A 13864-nucleotide genomic window follows, 5' to 3' on the forward strand; every position below is an offset into this window, starting at 1 on the left:
TAACCCAGGCAGCCGTGACGCGCGGCGAGAGACGAAGGACCGAATTATGACGACAACTCCCACCCCAAAGCCTGGCCCTCGACCCGGCCCACGGCCCGGCGTCACACCCGCAGTTCGTACGCAGGCTGCTGCGCGCCCGACGGTGCACCGTGACCCAACACGATGGGGACGTATTGACGACGACGGTTCCGTCTACGTAATCACTGCTTCTGGTGAACGCCTCATTGGCTCTTGGCAAGCCGGAACCCGTGAAGAGGGGCTGGCGCACTACCACACCCGCTTCGAGGACCTAGTGACCGAAGTGGAATTGTTGGAGAACCGGCTGAAGGCACATCCCGATGATGCCGCTGCTATTCGCGGTAATGCTGAAACACTGCGCGCAACGCTGCCTACTGCTGCCGCCATTGGTGATCTGGACAGCCTGGACACCCGCCTTGCTGGTGTGATCCGTGACTCCGAATCAGCCGACGAGAAAGTCAAGGCTGATCGTGCGCAGCGCCGCGTGGAAGCCACAGCACGCAAAGAAGCCCTTGTCGAAGAGGCAGAACAGATTGGGGAGTCCTCTGAGGACTGGAAAAGCGCCGGTGACCGACTCCGCGAGATTTTCGAGGAATGGAAAACCATCCGTGGCGTGGATCGCAAAACCGATGATGTGTTGTGGAAACGCTACTCTCGGGCACGCGATGCCTTCAACCGGCGGCGCGGATCGCACTTCGCCGAACTTGATCGGAGCCGCGCCGCTGCCCGAAAACTCAAAGAGGACATTGTCGCCCGCGCCGAGGAGCTCAAAGACTCGCGCGACTGGAACGCCACCGCTCGTGCCTTCCGCGATCTTATGACTGAATGGAAACAAGCAGGACGAGCACCACGTGATCTAGATGAAAAACTGTGGGCAGCATTTAAGTCTGCTCAAGACTTCTTCTTTGCAGCACGCAACGCTGATGCTGAAGAACGCGACCGGGAATTCCTCGACAACGCCGCCGCAAAAGACGCGCTGATCGCCGAATACGACCCCCAGATTGATCCCGCCAAAGACCTTGAAGGCGCACGAGCGAAACTTCGTGAGCTACAAGACAAATGGGAAGCCATCGGCTACGTCCCCCGCAGCCAAGTCCGCGAATTTGAAAACAAGATCGCTGCCCTAGAAAAACGAGTCAGCGATGCAGCCGACACACAGTGGCGACGTACCGACCCTGCGGCACAAGCACGGGCCGCGCAATTCACCGCCAAAGTCGAGGAATTCACCGCGCAAGCAGAGGCTGCCGAAGCCAAAGGCAACACGAAGAAAGCCGAGCAGCTTCGAGCCCAAGCCGCACAGTGGCAGGAATGGGCTGACGCCGCTGTCCACGCAGTTGAGGACCTGTAACTGCGAAACTAGCTCTGGTTCTCCGCTGGCGGCTGTTCTCCGCCAGCGGCCTGCCGCCCCACAGCCCTGCGTTGGGCGGCGCGGGAGCGGCGGTCGTCGACAAACGCAGCGGTGGCCTGCTCATCCGCAAGAATCTTCTCCTGCACTGCTGCCACGTGGTCGTGGTGTTTTTCTTCACGACGCGCCTCCGCCAACGCAGCCTGAAAACTATTGCGGCGCAACACCACGAACGACAATGCCGCAGCGACCACGCTCACGCTCACTGTGCCAATAATTAAGCCAAAACTCGGACCAACACCAGGCTCTGTGGGCGGGCGAGACTGCCTCATCCAAATGGCAAAGACGGAATAAAACATCGCTGCGCCACTAAAAAACCACGTGAGATATGCAATCAGTGCGGACCGCGTCACCAGAGTCGCAGCATTGAGCAGCACCGCGGCGATGAGTGCAAGCCACATGTAGATGCGCTCAGGCACCGTGGTCACATACTGCTGGGCGGTGTCGGAGTAAAACAACACATCCAGGCCAAGGACCTTGCCCGAATGCGGCAAAAACAATGACAGGAAAAACCCCACCATACCTAGGCCCATGAACACCTGTTGCCTACCCAAACTCACCACTTGAGAAGCTTGGCGTTCCGCACCTGCTAGGTCACCACGATAGGCCGCGAGGCGATCACGCTCCTTCGATGGTTCTGGTGTGGGCGAAGTGGTGTCCTGAGGCTTATCTTGCTCGGTCATCTGCACACTTTCCTAATTCCAGTCATGATGAACTACAGCAACCCTGAGCTGCAGCTGCAGGCTGAGGCTCTGGGCGGCCAATCTTTGGCAATCCCAAACCCACCCCAATCGGCGCGGTCGTGGGGGTTTTACCTTGCGACGACATGTCCCCCGCGACGGTTCGGCGATGCGTCAACACACCAGCGTCGGCAATGAGGAAATGCGGAGCCGAGGACGTCACCTCGACCGTGACGACATCGCCAGGCCGGATGCCCCCATCAACAGCCATAGCATCACCCATAGTGGTGACCCCCAGTGTCGGAACTGGCGTGAAGTGCACCAGACGACCATCACGAGCGCGCCCCGAGAGACGACGAGTCTTGTTGTTTTTGCGGCCACCATCAGCCTGAACCAGCAACTCCACAACCCGGCCCACAAACTTCGCGTTCTCTTCCTCGCAGATGCGCTCCTGCAGTTCGAGCAACCGGTTGTAACGCTCCTGCACAACGTCCTTAGGCACCTGGTTATCGTACTCAGCCGCAGGCGTACCAGGACGAGGGCTGTACTGGAAGGTGAAAGCACTGCTGAAACGAGCCTTTTCCACAACATCGAGGGTTGCCTGGAAGTCGTCCTCCGTTTCTCCAGGAAAACCAACGATAATATCCGTGGTAATCGCGGCATGGGGAAGCTTCGCGCGAACCTCATCCAAAATTCCCAGGAAACGCTTCGTCCGGTAGGAACGTCGCATATCCTTAAGCACCCGATCCGACCCAGATTGCAATGGCATATGAAGCTGAGGGCAAATATTAGGAGTTTCAGCCATCGCATCAATCACGTCAGACGTGAACTCCGCCGGATGCGGACTAGTAAACCGCACTCGTTCCAATCCCTCAATCTCACCGCACGCGCGCAGCAGCTTGGAAAAGGCGGAGCGATCACGCTTAATATCTGGGTCAGCGAAGTTCACGCCATAAGCGTTTACGTTCTGGCCCAACAGCGTCACCTCACTCACCCCCTGGTCAACTAATGCTTGCACTTCAGCAAGAATATCGCCAGGTCGACGGTCAATCTCTCTACCGCGCAGACTTGGCACAATACAAAATGTACATGTGTTGTTGCACCCCACGGATACACTCACCCAACCTGCGTAGGCAGACTCACGCTTTGCTGGAAGCACCGATGGGAATTGCTCCAACGAATCAACAATCTCCACCGCGGCTTCCTCATTGTGCGCGGCGCGGTCTAGCAAAGCGGGCAACGAACCAATGTTGTGGGTACCAAACACAACATCCACCCACGGTGCTTTTTTAACCACCATGTCCTTGTCCTTTTGCGCCAGACAGCCGCCCACAGCAATTTGCATGCCAGGATGGTTCTCCTTTACGGAGCGCAACTGCCCCAATGTTCCATACAATCGGTTATCAGCATTTTCCCGCACAGCACAGGTATTGAACACCACAAGATCAGGCTCCACTCCCTCGGAAGCACGGATATAACCGGCTTCCTCTAACAAACCCGACAACCGTTCCGAATCGTGGACGTTCATCTGGCAGCCAAACGTGCGCACTTCGTATGTCTTCTCGTGAGTCTTTGAATCCTGCAACACAGCAAGCCATTCTACCCACCTCTATATTCCCCACCTAATGCAGATGGGGGTGTGCTGACAGTCTTCCCCAAGCCCTGTCATCACACCCCCACGTTTCACACTCCACTGCGGTATGGGATTTAGCTCAATTCAGCAAGACGCTGGTCAAGAGCCTGCCGTGCCACCATCATCGACATGCCTTGCGGGAAACCGCGCCTCGCCAGCACCCCAACGATGCGGCGTAAAGCTTTGGCGTAATCGTCCCTGTTGGCAGAGCAATCATGTTTCACGCTGCGCGCCTTCTTCACCGCCAGCTCACGCGCCTTTTCCCGCTCATCATCCTCATCAATGATGTCCAGTGCCTCCCCGCGTATCGACGCCGCGATGCCTTTCTCCTTCAACTCACGGTCAAGGACGGCCTTGGACTTACCGCGACGTTGATGACGCTGGCGCACCCACTCCTGGGCGAAAAGCGCATCATCAATGAGACGGTCACGCTCCAGGTCTGCAATGACATCTGCAACCACATCAGGGGCAAAATCTAGCGCTATCAGACGGTCCTGCATTTCCTGGCGCGAACGTGCCCGATGGTCCAAAAGAAGCAAAGCACGGTGGCGAACTTTCGCTTTGGCTTCCTCCGCAGCGCGGTCAAACAGGGGCGGCTCACTACTGGTGCCTGACTCGTACTGTTCAAGCGCCTGCCGCAACCGCTCCAGTTTTGCAGGGTCAACTGGTTGACTACTCGTCATCAAGATCTGAATCGTCGAAATCAACGTTTGGAACAACATCCACCGGGTCATCTGACAACGTGTCTTCAGCGGTGGCATGCTCACCAACACCCAGCTTGGCGAAGATTTTCTGCTCAATCTCGTCAGAAATGGCCGGGTTGCTCTTCAAGAATAAGCGGACCTTCTCTTTGCCCTGTCCCAGCTGGTCACCGTTGTAGGTAAACCAGGAACCGGACTTCTTCACAATGCCATGCTCCACACCCAAGTCAATGATGGATGATTCGCGGGAAATACCCTCACCATAGATGATGTCAAACTCGGCGATTTTGAACGGCGGCGATACCTTGTTCTTGACCACCTTCAGTTTCGTGCGGTTACCAATGGCGTCCTGACCGTCCTTGAGTGTTTGGATCCGGCGGACGTCGCAACGCACCGACGCGTAAAACTTCAGGGCCTTGCCACCCGTGGTGGTTTCCGGCGATCCAAACATCACGCCGATCTTCTCGCGCAGCTGGTTAATAAAGATGGCAGTAGTGCCCGAGTTGTAGAGAGCACCGGTCATCTTGCGCAGGGCCTGGCTCATCAAGCGTGCTTGCAAACCAACGTGACTGTCCCCCATGTCACCTTCAATCTCGGCCTTAGGGGTTAGGGCAGCCACCGAGTCGATGACAATGATGTCAATCGCACCAGAACGAATCAGCATATCGGCGATTTCCAGCGCCTGTTCGCCTGTGTCAGGCTGAGAGACCAGCAGAGCGTCGGTGTCTACCCCGAGCTTGCGGGCGTACTCAGGATCGAGTGCATGCTCGGCGTCGATAAACGCGGCGATTCCGCCACCTTTTTGTGCCTGTGCAATTGCGTGAAGCGCTACAGTGGTTTTACCGGAGGACTCAGGGCCATACACCTCAATGATGCGTCCACGAGGGAAACCACCAATGCCTAGGGCAATATCGATCGCCGTGTTACCAGAGGAAATAGCCTGAATCGGCGGGCGGTTATCATCACCCAGCCGCATGATGGCGCCCTTACCAAAGTCCTTTTCAATCTGTGCGAGTGCATTGGTGAGTGCCTTGTTGCGGTCATCACTTGTCGCTGTGGTGGTTTTGGTCTTCTTTGCTGCCATGTTCCTTACATTCCTTCAACGATAAAAATTCACTGCATGTGCTGGTAACACAGACCAGCTAGAGCTTAGACTGAAAAACCCCACCAAGAGGTTCCACACACCTTATAAGTATGTGAAAAATTTCTGCGCGGCTCTTGATTCAACAACCTATGTCCCACTGCGGACATCGAACGCTTACGTTCACCATACATGCACAGGTGTTCGATAATCAAGTTCGAACCCGAAAGTCTTAGAAATCTACAGATCAGGCCCTAACCAGCGTTCTTTCGGCACGTCAAAATCACGACACAGCGCCCACCAGATTTCTCGAACATTCGTTTCGGTCTCGAGCAACTCATTCGAGGTCTTGCCATACTCACTTAAGACGTGGGAGCGCAGGATCCAGGTGCCGTAGTCGTGGCCAAACTCGTCGTCAACACACTGATGAAACCTCGTCAACTCCATGGGTCGATCCTACATGCATGGAAACGTTAGATTCTTCACAAAGACATGAACAAAGTTCAAGAAGAATAGCTAAAACCCGAAACTTCCCGCTAAGGTATACCTCCATGACTACATCATCCTCTGCATCTCGTTCCTACACGCGTGACATTGCCTACATCGCCGTGTTCGCCGCGCTCATCATCGCGCTAGGCTTTTTCTCCATACCTCTTGCTGCCGGCATCCCGATTGTGCTTCAAAATATTGCCTGCATTCTGGCCGGACTCATCCTGGGGCCACGCCGTGGCACCCTTGCTGTTGCCTTGTTCCTCTTGCTGGGTCTTGTTGGGATTCCGGTACTTCCTGGCGGGCGTACAGTCCTCACTGCCCTTAGTGGACCAACGGTGGGCTACTTCGTGGGATATCTGTTATCTGCGTTTGTTGCCGGCCTCATTGCGTGGTCGTCTCCCCGCAAACAACCCGGATTCCTCATCGGATTAAGCATCGCAGTCGTCGTTGGGGTTCTCATCCAGTACACCTGCGGCACCATCGGTCTAGTTATACGTGGCACCGACCTGAATGGCGCTCTTAAAATCCAAGTCCCATTCCTCATTCCTGACGCCATCAAGGCTGTTGTTGCGGTATCTATCGCCGCAGCCGTGCACCTAGCCCTCCCCGACCTTCGCCCACAGCGCACGGCACCAAACACGGCTGCTTAGCCCCACATGTCACGCATTGTTTTTGACCATGTCTCGGTAGCATTCGACGAGCGAAACGTTCTCAACGACATTTCTCTTGAACTCACCGAACAGCGCATTGGTATCGTCGGCGCCAACGGCGGCGGAAAGTCCACCCTGATCCGCTTGATCAACGGCCTGGGTTCTCCCACCGCCGGAACCGTCACAGTGGACGGCCTTGACGTGGAGAAAAACGGCAAAGAGGTGCGCCGGAAAGTCGGCTTCGTCTTCTCTGATGCAGAGAATCAGATTGTCATGCCGACGGTAGAAGATGACATTGCTTTCTCCTTGCGTCGGGTAAAAATGCCCAAGGCAGATAAGCAGCGCAAGGTCAAGGACATGCTGGAACGCTTCAACCTCGCAGGCCATGCCACTCAGTCCCCACACTTTCTATCAGGGGGCCAGAAGCAACTCTTAGCCTTGGCTTCTGTGCTCATTCTTGAACCGGACGTAATTATTGCCGATGAGCCCACGACCCTCCTGGACCTGCGTAACCGCATCAAGATCAAGAAGGTTTTTGCGGAACTGCCCCAACAATTGATCGTGGTCAGCCACGACCTCAACTTTATTGCTGATTTCGACCGTGTGATCTGCATTGACAACAACAGCATTGCCGCTGATGGGGAACCCAGCGAAGTTATCCAGATGTACACCGACCGCATCATGGGGGCCTAATGCGGCAAAATATTCCCCTCGGCGTGTACGTCCCAGGCACAACAATCATTCACCGCCTTAATCCCTCAATCAAGTTTGTGAGTCTGATTGTCTTCATCATCGCCTCCACTATCTGGGCGCATACCCTCACGCACGCCGGGATATGCCTTGCTGCCCCCTTGTTGCTCCTGGCTGTGGCAAAGATTCCGCCGAAAATAGTGTGGGGTCAACTCTGGCCGCCACTCCCTTTTCTCCTGTTCCTCGGTGCCTTCAACTGGTGGCAGCAAGGCTGGGAGAAAGCACTGGTGGTCACGCTCGTCATCATGTCCAGCATCGGCATGGCTGCAGTACTCACACTCACCACCACTGTCGCTGAAATGCTGGAAGCATTGGAAAAAGCCCTCAGCCCAACCGCACGTTTCGGCGTCCCAGTGGAGTCCATCAGCCTCGCGATCTCACTGACCATCAGGCTTATCCCACTGCAGTTTGCCACAGTCGGTGAGGTTCTCGACGCCCGCAAGGCACGCGGCGCCGATTTCTCCATCACCGCTTTTGGCGCGCCCGTAATGATTCGTTCCATCAGGCGCGCCCGTGTCATTGGCGACGCCTTGCTAGCCCGCGGTGTAGGCGACTAGCACCTGCGTGCCTGCGCTGATCTGAGCGGCTTTCCGCTCGCCCCAGTCCAGCTCCACGCGCAGCACCTGGCTTGGGTCAGCGCCGTAACTTTCGTACACGTACCGAGTGTTGGTGAGTTCCAACGGCCGTGTGCGTGCGTGCACAAGCCACGGATGGCGGCGTCGACAAGCAATCAGTTCCTGGTATAGGCGGTACAGCCACATGCCGTCGTCTGGTAGCTCGTCGGGACTCATGGGATACGGCGGACGCACGGCATCATCTCCTCCGACGCGCTTTTCCTGCTGCCCCCGGAATGCCTGTTCATCACCGTAGTAGATGTTCGGGACACCTCCGATGGTGAACAGAATAAAGGCAGCAATGGCGGCACCCGCATCGCCAATCTGGGTGGCAATGCGCGTGACATCATGGTTACCAATAAACGTCATGGGGGTGAAGGTATCCAGAAAGTCGTTGTTGCGCGTCAAACACCAATCGAGCTCGAAGAAATTGGCATCGTTGATCGAACTCCAGATGGCTTTCCACAGTTCGTATTGCGTCACGGAGTTAATGTCAGACTCGCGGACATAGGCTGCGTAGTCACCATGAATAATCTCCCCAACAAACCATGCATCGGGGAATTCTTCACGCACTCGCGCCACAACCTGTGTCCAAAATTCAGCGGGAACTTGATAGGCGGCATCAAGACGCCACCCCGCCACACCTCGCCGCATCCAGTACAGCATCACCTCAACCACAAGATCCACAACGCGCTGGTCGGAGTGGTTAAGTTCCACCAACCCTTCGTGCCCCTCAAAAGTGCCGAAGGTAGGAGTTCCTGTATCGTCCCACGTCACATGAAGCATAGATTGATGATTACCGGCAGGCCCCTCTTCGATTACCTGAGCAACCAGCGGGTGGGCGCGGCCGATATGGTTAAACACACCATCAAGAATCACCGAAATGCCCTTGTCTCTGCACACATCAATGAGGTGAACAACATCATCTTCAGTACCCAATCGAGGGTCAACAGTAAAGTAATCAATAGTGTCATAGCCGTGGGTTTCTGCGTGGAAAATCGGCCCTAATTGCAGGCAATTAGCACCCATATTTATGAGGTAATCCAGCCAGTTTTCCACCTGCTTTATGCTGTGTGTCAGCGGCGGAGTTACCTCGGGACGAATAGGCGCTCCGACAAAACCAAGTGGGTAGACGTGCCACATGATTGTATAGTCCGCAAAACTCATTAGTGTCTCCCTCTCGCTCGGCACAGCACCTGACACTGCACCATTGCTTAGTGAGACTATCTCACTAACGTTTGTGCTGTCAAGGTATGCTAGACACATGTCGGCCAGCAACAAACCCATACGCTCCCGAATGGCCCCCGAACAACGCCAAGCACTGATCATCAACGCCGCCATTGACATCTTTTCAACATCAGCCTACGAAGCCACCCCCCTGGCCCGCATCGCCAAGGCCGCCGGAACCTCCGAAGCACTCATCCACAAGTACTTCGACAACAAGGCAACCCTCTATGCACAGGCACTAGCCACTACCTACCGGGAACTACGGGAACGACAAAAGGACGCTGACCACCCCGAACACGCCACCCGCGAACGCATCTGCACAGGACTAATGGTGTATCTCGACTTCCTCGCAGAACAGCCCCCAGGATGGGCGGCCATACTCGCTCACCCTGGTAACGAACCACAACCAGCAGTGGAGGTGCGCACCAACGCGATACAAGACTACGCCACAACAATCGTCGACATGATCGGCGGCATACACCTCGACCGCGACCTGTACGCCATCAATGGCTTCTTCGGATTCCTCGCTGTTGCCTGCCTGCGCTGGATAGAACAAGGCTGTCCAGACGATCATCGGCATTCGCTTATTGACGCCGCTCTAGGCGGCCTGCAAGGCGCACTCGGAGATTGGCGCAGTTAACGGCGCAGTTAACCTAGCCTCTACACACAACAAAACCGCGCACCACATAGGCGCGCGGTTTCAGCGTCACACTGTACAAACAGTTTTACTCGCCACGTAGCTCCCGCATACGCTGCGCGACAGCATCGCTTGAGGGCGCACCGGCGGCAGAACCATCAGCCGCTGCACCCCCGGTAATAGCCTGTTGCTGAGAAGACGAACCAGTGATGGCATCACCCCCACCCATCTGGGCGCGAATCTGCTCGAGGCGAGCGTGCCCAGCCAGTTGAACACCAGCCTGCTCCACCTCAGCCATGCGTCCCTGAATGGAGTTTTCTGCCAGTTCCGCCTGACCCAAAGCGTTGGCGTAGCGGCGCTCAATCTTCTCTCGCACCTGATCCAAGTTCGGGGAATTATCGTTGGCAGTCAAGGAGTTCATGGACTTGAGGGACTCAGAGACCTTCTCCTGCATCTTCGCCTGCTCCAGCTGGGAAAGCAGTTTGGTGCGCTCAGCAACTTTCTGCTGTAGCGACATGGCATTACGCTCGACAGCACGTTTTGCCTGCGCAGCCTGCTGCAGAGACTGGTCATGTAGCTGCTTGGTATCTTCCACAGCCTGCTCTGCAGTTACCAACTGTGCAGCAAAAGCTTCGGCAGCGTTTTCGTACTCCACAGCCTTGGCTTCATTCCCCTCAGCACGAGCTTTATCGGCAAGTTGAAGTGCCTGGCGGGTATTACCCTGAAGCTTCTCAATCTCCGCGAGACGACGGTTCAGCTGCATCTCCAACTGACGTTGGTTACCAATCACTGCCGCTGCCTGCTGGGACAGCTCCTGATGTTGACGCTGGGCGTCTTCAATAGCCTGCTGAATCTGCACCTTTGGATCAGCATGCTCTTCGATTTTTGAATCAAAGAGGGCCATCAAATATTTCCAAGCCTTGGAGAATGGATTAGCCATGAGAGAATCGTGCCTTCCTGAAAATTGTCTATTGAGTGCTACGCAGTTTCAACATACCCGTTTTTGCCGCCAGCCTCCATAAGATAGAAGATTTACAGCGCAGCAAGCTCACTGTCGGAGTGCTGCATAGCCATGGAACCTGCGGCTTCAATCAGTACGTCAGAAACATTCGCACCCAACGCCCGGCAAACAGCAGCAAGAAGTTCTGACGAGACCTCCTTGCGTCCACGCTCCAGCTCAGAAAGATAACCAGGTGAGACGCGGGCAAGCTCTGCAAGTTCACGCAAAGTAATGCCACGATCGGCCCGGAAAGAGCGCAGCGCAGCCCCTAGAGCTTCACGCAAGAGGGGTTCAACATGTGCCGGAGTTTTTTTAACCGGCTGATCCAAAAGGGCTGTGTAAGTAACCATCACTTGTATAAACGTCTCCCTGGCGGCCTTTGTTCCCAAGCCACTCAACTATTTTTTTGCAACTCAATGAGCAGCTTATACAAGGTTTCTAGCGCAAAGCTTGCCGCCACGGTTCGGATAAGTTGCCTGTCGCCCTCAATAACGCTCTGTGGTTCCGTCTCTCCAGGTAGGAGCACCCAACGATGATATCCGTGAGGATGGGCGCGTATGGCATCAGCCCACCCATTTGGGTCAGCCACGCCTATCCATACCTCCCCTACCGGATGCCCGTCTTGGGAATCTGGACCAGCCACACCAGTCATAGACAACCCCCACGATGCGGCACAGCGTTCCCGCACCCCCAGTGCCATCTCACGGGCGCATTCCCGCGACACAGGTCCCACTGACTCCAGCACCTCGCAAGGAACCCCAGCAAGACGATGTTTCATCGGCGTTGCATAGGTGACCAGGGCACCATTGAACACGGCGCTGGCTCCCGGAACGTCGACAAGCATTGCGGAAGCCAGGCCACCGGTGAGGGATTCACACAGCGCCACCGTTTCTTTGCGGCGAGCGAGTTCGGCGACCAACAGGGTCGGGTCAAACATGTGAGGCATTTGTGTTCCTGGAATCAAGGAGATACTGCAAGCCCGTCACTACCGTCACCAACACTGCGGCACCCATGACCGCATACTTGGGCACATTCATCCAGTCTGGAAGCGGCACCAGGTAAAACGCCACAGCGACAGCCTGCAGCGTCGTTTTGATTTTTCCGCCTCTCGACGCCGGTACAACCCGGCCACGACGTAACTGCACCATGCGCCACAGCGTGATGCCGAATTCGCGAATACAAATCACGATTGTTACCCACCACGGCAATGCACCCACATAATTCAGGCACACCAGCGCCGTAGTCATCAGTGCTTTATCCGCAATAGGGTCAGCGATTTTCCCAAAGTTTGTGATAAGCCCACGCGCGCGGGCAATATCGCCATCAAGTTTGTCAGTAATCATCAGGGCAACAAACGTGCCAAACGACCACCACATCCAACCGATGTGGTGGTTGTTGCCCTTCAACACCAGCCAAGCAAACACTGGAATGACAATAATGCGCAGGCTCGTGAGCACATTGGGAACATTCCAATTCGAAGGCTGCTTGGCAGGTGCCTGCTGTTGTTGACCACTCACAGCCTTATAGCCTACCCAACTGAGTCTCTATGCAGCGCATCACGTGGCCAGTGCCAAAGGAAACAACCAGGCTAGACTGATGCTCATGAGTATTTTTGCGGTTGTGTACCACTACCCAGCAGACAGCGAGAAAATCGCCAACGTTCGCCCCAAGCATCGTGAATTCATAGCGGGGCTGAAAAGCGAAGGAAAAATAATCGGCTCCGGCCCATTCACTGATGGTAGTGGCGGCGCGCTGATCACCCTCCGTCTCGACGACGCGGCAACCCTTGACGACGTCCGCACACTCATGAACTCCGACCCCTTCTACGTTGAAGGGGCGCTAACCGGGCGAAGCTTCCACACCTGGAACCCGGTTATTAACAGCTTCGACGACTAGCTCGCATCCTTGGCAGTATTCCACTTCGGCGGAATGCCGCCAAGGTTTTCATCACGTTTGTTCTTGATCAGCGATGCCACGGCCGTCACTGCCAGCGTCACCACAATGAACAACAAGGACGCCACTGTGGGGATCTCCAACACATGGAAGCCTTCACCACCGTTGATAAAAGCAAGATTATTTTCGTGCAGTGCGTGAAGTACCAGTTTCACGCCGATAAAGCCGAGGATCACCCCCAGACCATATGGCAAATACACCAGGCGATCCAACAGGCCATCAAGCAGGAAGTACATTTGGCGCAGCCCCATTAAGGCAAACGCGTTGGCGGTGAACACGATGTAGGGTTCCTTGGTCAAGCCGAAGATTGCCGGGATTGAGTCAAAGGCGAACATCAGGTCAATAAATCCGATGGATACCAACGCCAGCATCAGCGGAGTGACCATCCTGTTTCCTTTTTCCCTAGTGAACAGCTTATCGCCGTCAAAGCTGCTGGAAACTGGGATGACCTTCCGTGTCATACGCACCACCAGCATGTCGTCCACGTCAGTCTCTTCTTCTCCGCGAATCTCATCTCTGATGAGCTTAACGGCCGTATACAGCAAAAACGCGCCGAACAGGTAGAACACCGCTGACGCAGCCGAAATGGCCGCAGCACCAATAGCGATGAAAACACCACGGAAAATCAACGCCAGCGCAATGCCGATGAGCAGCACTTTCTGTTGGTAAGCGCGTGGAACTTTAAAAGAACCGATAATCAACGCAAAGATGAACAGGTTGTCAATGCTCAGTGACAGTTCAGTGATATAGCCCGCAAAGAACTCAATAGCATGATCATGTTTGCCCTGCGGACCGCCCCAGGCATACCACAAGAAAATACCAAAACCGCAGGCCAGAAGAACATAAAAAATCATCCACCCCGCGGCTTCTTTGATGGTTGGTTCGTGGGGCTTGCGCACGTGAGATACGAAGTCAAATATGATGAACCCCAACAGCACCACAATGGTGATACCCCATGTGAGGGAATTAACTTCCACAAGAAAACCTCCGGCTTCATGCCTTACCTGATGAACCGGAGGTCTC

17 protein-coding genes are annotated in these 13864 nt (G+C 55.3%); 6 read left to right on the forward strand and 11 right to left on the reverse strand.

The window, feature by feature from the left end:
- The first annotated feature begins 46 nt into the window (after positions 1-46).
- Complete coding sequence (locus CDUR_RS07640) at positions 47-1366, forward strand: DUF349 domain-containing protein (protein ID WP_179417741.1); 1320 nt, start codon at positions 47-49, stop codon at positions 1364-1366.
- An 8-nt stretch (positions 1367-1374) separates the two neighbouring features.
- Here CDUR_RS07640 and CDUR_RS07645 read toward each other — a convergent pair whose 3' ends face one another.
- The 5 genes from CDUR_RS07645 to CDUR_RS07665 form a co-directional block, all read right to left on the reverse strand.
- Positions 1375-2106 (reverse strand): Rv2732c family membrane protein, encoded by a 732-nt coding sequence (locus CDUR_RS07645; protein WP_179417742.1) that lies wholly within the window; start codon positions 2104-2106, stop codon positions 1375-1377.
- A gap of 22 nt (positions 2107-2128) precedes the next feature.
- Complete coding sequence (miaB, locus tag CDUR_RS07650) at positions 2129-3691, reverse strand: tRNA (N6-isopentenyl adenosine(37)-C2)-methylthiotransferase MiaB (RefSeq protein WP_179417743.1); 1563 nt, start codon at positions 3689-3691, stop codon at positions 2129-2131.
- 119 nt (positions 3692-3810) lie between these two features.
- Entirely contained in the window at positions 3811-4419 is a 609-nt protein-coding gene (gene recX, locus CDUR_RS07655; RefSeq protein WP_179417744.1) for a recombination regulator RecX, read from the reverse strand.
- Positions 4409-5521, reverse strand: coding sequence for a recombinase RecA (recA, locus tag CDUR_RS07660; protein WP_179417745.1), 1113 nt, complete (start codon positions 5519-5521; stop codon positions 4409-4411). Before recA ends, recX begins: the two co-directional genes overlap by 11 nt.
- 237 nt (positions 5522-5758) lie before the next feature.
- Positions 5759-5965, reverse strand: coding sequence for a DUF3046 domain-containing protein (locus CDUR_RS07665; protein ID WP_179417746.1), 207 nt, complete (start codon positions 5963-5965; stop codon positions 5759-5761).
- A gap of 104 nt (positions 5966-6069) precedes the next feature.
- On the opposite strand from CDUR_RS07665, the gene CDUR_RS07670 reads away from it, so the two are divergent.
- Genes CDUR_RS07670 through CDUR_RS07680 form a run of 3 tightly spaced genes read left to right on the forward strand, consistent with a single transcriptional unit; the run spans position 6070 to position 7967 of the window.
- Positions 6070-6660, forward strand: a complete 591-nt coding sequence (locus tag CDUR_RS07670; protein ID WP_179417747.1) for a biotin transporter BioY — start codon at positions 6070-6072, stop codon at positions 6658-6660.
- A gap of 6 nt (positions 6661-6666) precedes the next feature.
- Positions 6667-7353 carry an energy-coupling factor ABC transporter ATP-binding protein gene (locus tag CDUR_RS07675; protein ID WP_179417748.1) on the forward strand — a complete coding sequence of 229 codons (687 nt, stop codon included), beginning with the start codon at positions 6667-6669 and terminating at the stop codon, positions 7351-7353.
- Complete coding sequence (locus tag CDUR_RS07680) at positions 7353-7967, forward strand: energy-coupling factor transporter transmembrane component T family protein (RefSeq protein ID WP_179417749.1); 615 nt, start codon at positions 7353-7355, stop codon at positions 7965-7967. Before CDUR_RS07675 ends, CDUR_RS07680 begins: the two co-directional genes overlap by 1 nt.
- Here the strand turns inward: CDUR_RS07680 and CDUR_RS07685 are convergent.
- Positions 7944-9191, reverse strand: a complete 1248-nt coding sequence (locus CDUR_RS07685) for an alpha-amylase family protein (RefSeq protein ID WP_179417750.1) — start codon at positions 9189-9191, stop codon at positions 7944-7946. The genes CDUR_RS07680 and CDUR_RS07685 overlap by 24 nt on opposite strands.
- A gap of 97 nt (positions 9192-9288) precedes the next feature.
- Here CDUR_RS07685 and CDUR_RS07690 point away from each other — a divergent pair, with 97 nt between their 5' ends.
- Complete coding sequence (locus CDUR_RS07690; RefSeq protein ID WP_179417751.1) at positions 9289-9891, forward strand: TetR/AcrR family transcriptional regulator; 603 nt, start codon at positions 9289-9291, stop codon at positions 9889-9891.
- A gap of 85 nt (positions 9892-9976) precedes the next feature.
- On the opposite strand, the gene CDUR_RS07695 is transcribed toward CDUR_RS07690, so the two are convergent.
- From CDUR_RS07695 to pgsA, 4 genes are all read right to left on the reverse strand, one after another.
- Positions 9977-10828 (reverse strand): PspA/IM30 family protein, encoded by an 852-nt coding sequence (locus CDUR_RS07695; RefSeq protein WP_006063627.1) that lies wholly within the window; start codon positions 10826-10828, stop codon positions 9977-9979.
- 92 nt (positions 10829-10920) lie between these two features.
- Entirely contained in the window at positions 10921-11238 is a 318-nt protein-coding gene (locus tag CDUR_RS07700) for a helix-turn-helix domain-containing protein (RefSeq protein ID WP_040360011.1), read from the reverse strand.
- Between the two features lie 44 nt (positions 11239-11282).
- The gene (locus CDUR_RS07705; RefSeq protein ID WP_179419074.1) at positions 11283-11825 is read right to left on the reverse strand and encodes a CinA family protein; all 543 of its coding nucleotides are present in this window, start codon (positions 11823-11825) and stop codon (positions 11283-11285) included.
- The gene (gene pgsA / locus CDUR_RS07710) at positions 11818-12405 is read right to left on the reverse strand and encodes a CDP-diacylglycerol--glycerol-3-phosphate 3-phosphatidyltransferase (protein ID WP_179417752.1); all 588 of its coding nucleotides are present in this window, start codon (positions 12403-12405) and stop codon (positions 11818-11820) included. Before pgsA ends, CDUR_RS07705 begins: the two co-directional genes overlap by 8 nt.
- Positions 12406-12490: 85 nt before the next feature.
- On the opposite strand from pgsA, the gene CDUR_RS07715 reads away from it, so the two are divergent.
- On the forward strand, positions 12491-12784 hold the full coding sequence (locus tag CDUR_RS07715) for a YciI family protein (protein ID WP_179417753.1): 294 nt from the start codon (positions 12491-12493) through the stop codon (positions 12782-12784).
- On the opposite strand, the gene CDUR_RS07720 is transcribed toward CDUR_RS07715, so the two are convergent.
- Positions 12781-13818, reverse strand: a complete 1038-nt coding sequence (locus tag CDUR_RS07720) for a TerC family protein (RefSeq protein ID WP_179417754.1) — start codon at positions 13816-13818, stop codon at positions 12781-12783. The genes CDUR_RS07715 and CDUR_RS07720 overlap by 4 nt on opposite strands.
- Positions 13819-13864 lie beyond the last annotated feature (46 nt).

It is taken from the genome of Corynebacterium durum (assembly GCF_030408675.1).
In the GTDB taxonomy this organism is placed as follows: Bacteria; Actinomycetota; Actinomycetes; order Mycobacteriales; family Mycobacteriaceae; genus Corynebacterium; species Corynebacterium durum.

What these genes read in the sequence shown, in the direction of transcription:
- recX (WP_179417744.1), bottom strand. Translation starts at nt 4,419, where the DNA reads ATGACGAGTAGTCAACCAGTTGACCCTGCAAAACTGGAGCGGTTGCGG.
- recA (WP_179417745.1), bottom strand. Translation starts at nt 5,521, where the DNA reads ATGGCAGCAAAGAAGACCAAAACCACCACAGCGACAAGTGATGACCGC.
- CDUR_RS07675 (WP_179417748.1), top strand. Translation starts at nt 6,667, where the DNA reads ATGTCACGCATTGTTTTTGACCATGTCTCGGTAGCATTCGACGAGCGA.
- CDUR_RS07665 (WP_179417746.1), bottom strand. Translation starts at nt 5,965, where the DNA reads ATGGAGTTGACGAGGTTTCATCAGTGTGTTGACGACGAGTTTGGCCAC.
- CDUR_RS07670 (WP_179417747.1), top strand. Translation starts at nt 6,070, where the DNA reads ATGACTACATCATCCTCTGCATCTCGTTCCTACACGCGTGACATTGCC.
- CDUR_RS07640 (WP_179417741.1), top strand. Translation starts at nt 47, where the DNA reads ATGACGACAACTCCCACCCCAAAGCCTGGCCCTCGACCCGGCCCACGG.
- CDUR_RS07715 (WP_179417753.1), top strand. Translation starts at nt 12,491, where the DNA reads ATGAGTATTTTTGCGGTTGTGTACCACTACCCAGCAGACAGCGAGAAA.
- CDUR_RS07685 (WP_179417750.1), bottom strand. Translation starts at nt 9,191, where the DNA reads ATGAGTTTTGCGGACTATACAATCATGTGGCACGTCTACCCACTTGGT.
- CDUR_RS07700 (WP_040360011.1), bottom strand. Translation starts at nt 11,238, where the DNA reads ATGGTTACTTACACAGCCCTTTTGGATCAGCCGGTTAAAAAAACTCCG.
- CDUR_RS07690 (WP_179417751.1), top strand. Translation starts at nt 9,289, where the DNA reads ATGTCGGCCAGCAACAAACCCATACGCTCCCGAATGGCCCCCGAACAA.
- CDUR_RS07705 (WP_179419074.1), bottom strand. Translation starts at nt 11,825, where the DNA reads ATGTTTGACCCGACCCTGTTGGTCGCCGAACTCGCTCGCCGCAAAGAA.
- CDUR_RS07695 (WP_006063627.1), bottom strand. Translation starts at nt 10,828, where the DNA reads ATGGCTAATCCATTCTCCAAGGCTTGGAAATATTTGATGGCCCTCTTT.
- CDUR_RS07680 (WP_179417749.1), top strand. Translation starts at nt 7,353, where the DNA reads ATGCGGCAAAATATTCCCCTCGGCGTGTACGTCCCAGGCACAACAATC.
- CDUR_RS07645 (WP_179417742.1), bottom strand. Translation starts at nt 2,106, where the DNA reads ATGACCGAGCAAGATAAGCCTCAGGACACCACTTCGCCCACACCAGAA.